This is a genomic window from Actinomycetota bacterium, assembly GCA_005888325.1.
In the GTDB taxonomy this organism is placed as follows: Bacteria; Actinomycetota; Acidimicrobiia; order Acidimicrobiales; family AC-14; genus AC-14.
In genome coordinates, this window is sequence record VAWU01000100.1 from 1580 (window position 1) to 3833 (window position 2254).

General features: G+C 68.1%; 3 protein-coding genes and 1 pseudogene. 3 read left to right on the top strand and 1 reads right to left on the bottom strand.

What is annotated here, in order from left to right:
* Positions 1 to 309 precede the first annotated feature (309 nt).
* Positions 310 to 711 (bottom strand): annotated as a pseudogene (locus tag E6G06_22430) (hypothetical protein).
* A gap of 210 nt (positions 712 to 921) precedes the next feature.
* Between E6G06_22430 and E6G06_22435 the strand changes: the two are divergent.
* The 3 genes from E6G06_22435 to E6G06_22445 all read left to right on the top strand — a co-directional run bounded on the left by E6G06_22435 (position 922) and on the right by E6G06_22445 (position 2170).
* Complete coding sequence (locus tag E6G06_22435) at positions 922 to 1314, top strand: DUF2784 domain-containing protein (GenBank protein ID TML84711.1); 393 nt, start codon at positions 922 to 924, stop codon at positions 1312 to 1314.
* Between the two features lie 23 nt (positions 1315 to 1337).
* On the top strand, positions 1338 to 1877 hold the full coding sequence (locus E6G06_22440) for a pyridoxamine 5'-phosphate oxidase family protein (protein TML84713.1): 540 nt from the start codon (positions 1338 to 1340) through the stop codon (positions 1875 to 1877).
* Positions 1878 to 1984: 107 nt separating this feature from the next.
* Entirely contained in the window at positions 1985 to 2170 is a 186-nt protein-coding gene (locus E6G06_22445) for a hypothetical protein (protein ID TML84712.1), read from the top strand.
* The last annotated feature ends 84 nt before the right edge of the window (positions 2171 to 2254 follow it).

The following is a 2254-nucleotide window of genomic DNA, read 5'->3' on the forward strand; positions in this document are numbered from 1 at the left end:
CTTTCCACCGACTGCCAACCAGTACGAGGTCGTCATCGTCAAGGGCTGAATCCGGAGGACGTGACGACGGCCCTCCGGAGAGGGGCGTCGGCGACCCCGAAGCGCACCTGTGGAGTGCGGTCTGCCTCACCCAGGTCCGGAGGCCCACACCATTGTCCGCGTCGACGTGCAGACCGAGGGTGGAACTGCAACGGATCGCAGACGACCAGGAGCGCTGAAATAGGGCCGGTGGCGTCCTACGGGTCGGAATGCTGCTGTGCTTCGCGGCCACCGCGTGTGCAAGCGGCTCCGACAGCAGCAACGACACGACCCGCCCTCGACGCCGATCCGCTGGGCCGACACGCCTACCCACGCGTCGCCGGCGCGGGTGATCTCCTCCTGCGTGCTCGCCCACTCGGGATTGGCGTCGACGCCGCCGCTGACGTTGAGCCACTCGACGATCACGGTGCCGCTGAACGCCCGCGCCTTCGCCGGCGCGCGCACCAGCACGCGCGTGCGGTAGGGCGCGCTCGCGTCGGGCGCGAACGTCCAGCGACCGTCGCCGGTCAGCGCGCCGGCGACCTTGTACGACGTGGCGGTACCGGCCGCCAGGAGCTCATGCTGCACGTAGCCGACACGCCGCAGATCGGCCGAAACGGCCTCGCCCATGATGACGCCATGGCCACCGCTCAGCTCGGTCGACAGATCGGCTGCCGGTCCCGCCGGGCGCGGCTGGGCCGTCGTCGGCGCGACCGTGCTCGTCGGGCGGCTCGCGCCGTGGTCGCTGCTGGTGCACGCCGGCACCGCCAACAGCACGACGCCCACGGTGATGGATGCAATGCGCCGGATGGTCCGTTCCGGGGACGTCGTTGCCATCATGTTCCTTCCTGCGTGTTCCCGGGCGGGCCCGACCGAGCCGGCCGTAGAGCTACGGTCGAGTCGATGGCATATCGGCTGCTCGCCGATCTCGTTGTCGGTGTGCACCTGGTCTACCTGGCGTTCGTCGCCGTTGGCGGAGCGCTCGCGTGGAGATGGCGACGTCTCGTCTGGCCGCATCTGGCCGCTTTGACAGTCGCCTTCGTGAGCGTCACGGTCGGCTTCGATTGTCCGCTGACCAACGTTGAGAAATGGCTTCGACGACGCGCCGGAGATCATCCCTACCACGGCGGGTTCATCGACCACTATGTCGTCGGCACCCTGGTCCCGCGAGGCGACGACCGTCTCGTCCAGGTCGTGATCGCCCTCACGGCGCTTGTTTTCTACGGGTCCGTCGTCCGTAGCGGCCGGCTCGGCAGAGCGCGGACGTCTCCAGGCAGGGTCTCCGATGAGTTCTGAGGCGTTCTGATGTCATGACCGGTATGGAAGCAGTCAATCTGGACCGTACCTATGGCTCGCCCCTGATCGAATGGCCACAGATCGCTCGACGGCTCGAGCGAGGTCTGACGCAGGCTCCGGGAAGCGGCGGGCCCAACCGCCACACCTGCTGGTTGGCGACGATCAACCGAGACGGGAGTCCGCACGTCACCGGTGTCGGTGCGCTGTGGGTCGATGGAGCGTTCTGGTTCGAGACCGGGGAGACCACCCGGAAGGGAAAGAATGTCGCTCGAGACGCCCGTTGCACATTGAGCGTCGCTGCAGATGAGTTCGACCTCGTCGTCGAAGGTGATGCGCACAAGGTGACCGATCCGCGGCTCGTGGCCGATCTCGCCCGGCGGTGGGCGGCAGAGGGTTGGCCGGCTCGGGTCGACGACTCCGGCCTGGCGCTGACCGCCGACTACAGCGCCCCGTCTGCGGGCCCCCCGCCGTGGCACGTCTACCGCATGACGCCCCGGGTGGCGACGGCGCTCGGAACCATCGAGCCGTTCGGCGCGACGCAGTGGCAATTCTCGGAGAGCTGACGACCTCTGGCGCGACGCCAATGCCCCGTACGACCGGGTCCGCACGCGCGCGTTGCTCGCCGGAGCTCTACTCGAAATAGGCGAACGTGCCGGCCGAGCTCCCTCCCGTGACCGATCGATCCGCCGGAGGGCTCGGTCGCGATGGTGGGAGCGATGGCCTCTTCGAGCGAGATGGCCGCCTCGATGTCGAACTGGCGCTGCTCGCCTGCCAATGGATGAAGGGCGCGGTGTCATGGCTGGCCAACGACACGAACGACGCCCCTCGAGACCACGTGAGCGTCACGCGGAGCTGATCCGTTGCGAACGGCAATCGGGCATCCCATGCCGGGAACGGTTGCGGTCTCAGGGGGTCAACGCAACGCCTCGTCGAGTGATTG